Source organism: Streptomyces sp. SM1, assembly GCF_002910825.1.
Classification (GTDB): domain Bacteria; phylum Actinomycetota; class Actinomycetes; order Streptomycetales; family Streptomycetaceae; genus Streptomyces; species Streptomyces okerensis.
The window spans coordinates 1-2,301 of the sequence record NZ_NEUB01000039.1 but is presented as its reverse complement, the minus strand read 5'-3'; the positions used below and the strand labels follow the sequence as shown (position 1 = coordinate 2,301).

At 74.4% G+C, this 2,301-nt stretch carries 2 protein-coding genes; both read right to left on the bottom strand.

Annotated features, from left to right (window positions below; all coding sequences use genetic code 11):
• A partial coding sequence (locus tag B9S61_RS00855; RefSeq protein ID WP_103540454.1) for an NAD(P)/FAD-dependent oxidoreductase occupies nucleotides 1–1,195 on the bottom strand: 1,195 nt, incomplete at its 3' end.
• Between the two features lie 92 nt (nucleotides 1,196–1,287).
• Entirely contained in the window at nucleotides 1,288–2,232 is a 945-nt protein-coding gene (gene sigJ, locus B9S61_RS00850; protein WP_103540453.1) for an RNA polymerase sigma factor SigJ, read from the bottom strand.
• Nucleotides 2,233–2,301: the final 69 nt, after the last annotated feature.

Below are 2,301 nucleotides of genomic sequence, written 5' to 3'. Positions count from 1 at the left end.
CGGGCACCGGGGCCGGGGTCCGTACGGCGCGGCGCCGGGTCGGGATGCCGAGCGTCGGGTGGGCCACGCCCCAGGCGGCCCCCTTGCAGACCACTTCCTTGTAGAGGGCGGCGAGCCGTCCGGTCAGGGCCGTGTCGACGGCGCGGTCGTCGGCGGTGACGTACTGGATCAGTCCCTCCTTGCGGCCCAGGGAGACGCACTGGTTGAAGTAGCGGATCGGTACGTTCGGAAGCTTCCCGCCGGTCAGGCGGGCGGCGATGGCGTCGGCGGCCTGCCACGCCGTGGGGACGCCCGAGGCGCAGGACATCCGCAGCGGCTTGTCGCCGGGGCCCGTCACCATGGCCGCGTCGCCGATGGCGTACACCTCGGGGTGCGAGACCGAGCGCATGGTCGCGTCCACCACGATCTGTCCGGGGCCGGTGGTCTCCAGGGCGGTGGCCCGCGCGATCGGGTGGACGGCGAAGCCGGTGGTCCACACGGTGAGCGCGGACGGGAGGGAGGTGCCGTCGGCGGTGGTGAGCCGGTCGGCCGCGACGGCGGTGACGTCGGTGTGCTCGTGCACGGTGAGGCCGAGTCCGTCGACGACCTTGCGCAGGTGCCGGCGGCCCTTGGGGGAGAGCCAGTCGCCGAGGCCGCCGCGGGCCGCGAGGGCGACATCGAGGTCCGGGCGGGCCTCGGCGATCTCGGTCGCGGCCTCCAGGCCGGTGAGACCGCCGCCGACCACGACCACGGGCCGCCCGGCCTCCAGGCGGGCGAGCCGCTCGCGCACCCGGAGCGCTCCGGGGCGGCCGGCGATCTCGTGGGCGTGCTCGGCGGCGCCGGGGACGCCCTGGTCGTGCCAGCGGCTGCCGAGGGCGTACACGAGGGTGTCGTACTCCAGCTCGGCGCCGCCGCCTGCGTCTTCCCCTCCGTTCGCGTCCGTGTCCCGGAGGGCGACGGACCTGCGGTCGACGTCGACGCCGGTGACCCGGGCGAGCCTCAGTTCCACGCCGGTGCCCGCGAGCATTCCGGCGAGCGGGCGGTGCCTGAGCTGCCGTCCGGCCGCGAGCTCGTGGTTGCGGACACGCTCGACGAAGTCCGGCTCGGCGTTGACGAGGGTGATGGTGACGTCCTCGCGGCGCAACCGCCTGGCCAGGCGTCCGGCGGCGGAGGCTCCCGTGTAGCCGGCTCCGAGGACGATGATGCGATGCTGCATGGCCTGCTCCTGTCGTCTGCGGGTTCCCCCCTTGAACCGGGTGGCCCGCCGTTTCCTGACAGGGATGCAATGTGACGTGCGTCACATGATGGTCAGAACGCGTGGAGCAGGGGTTCGCCGTGCCCGCCGGCCGCCCAGCGCTCGGTCACCCGCCCGAGCTTGTCCGGGTTGACCTGGCTGCGGACGGCGGCGATGCCCTCGGCGGTCACCTCCAGGCAGATGACCCCGACGACCCGGCCGTCGACGACCGCCACCAGCGCGGGGTCGCCGTTGGCGGTCGTGGCGTAGACGCCGGGCGAGCCACCGACCAGGGCGCGCTTGGCCTTGCCGGGCAGGAACAGACCCCGCATGTACGTGGCGACCGCGAGCGCGCCCTCGAACGCCTTGGCACGGGCGGGGACCTTTCCGCCACCGTCGCCGACCGCGACGGCGTCCTCGGTGAGCAGCCGGACCAGCGGCTCGGTCCGTCCGCTGGCGGCGGCCGCGAGGAACTCGTCGACGACCCGCCGGGCGGCGGCCTCGTCGATGTCCGTACGCGGCCTGCCCCGCGCGATGTGCTGCTTGGCGCGGTGCAGGATCTGCTGGCTGGCGGCCTCGGTGAGGTCGAGGATCTCCGCGATCTCCCGGTGCGGGTAGTCGAACGCCTCCCGCAGGACGTACACCGCCCGCTCGTTCGGCGCGAGCCGCTCCAGCAGGACGAGGACCGCGTACGACACCGACTCGCGCTGTTCGGCGGTGTCGGCGGGGCCGAGCATCGGGTCCCCGGCGATCAGCGGCTCGGGAAGCCACTGGCCCACGTACGTCTCGCGCCGCGCACGGGCCGAGGTGAGCTGGTTGAGGCACACGTTGGTGAGCACCTTCGTCAGCCACGCCTCGGGGACCCGGACGCGCCCGGCATCGGCGGCCTGCCACCGCAGGAACGTCTCCTGCACGGCGTCCTCGGCCTCGCTCGCGGAGCCGAGCAGCCGGTAGGCGATGGCCTCCAGCCGGGGCCTGGAGACCATGAACCGCTCCACGTCGCTCACGCTCAGGGCCATGCCCCGGATCCTAACTCCGCCCGCACGCCGGGGGCGCGCAGCGCGGAAGCGTGCTGCACGCGCGCGCGG

Bases quoted from the DNA above. Each gene is read 5' to 3' on its own strand.
- sigJ (WP_103540453.1), bottom strand. From the start codon at position 2,232: ATGGCCCTGAGCGTGAGCGACGTGGAGCGGTTCATGGTCTCCAGGCCC.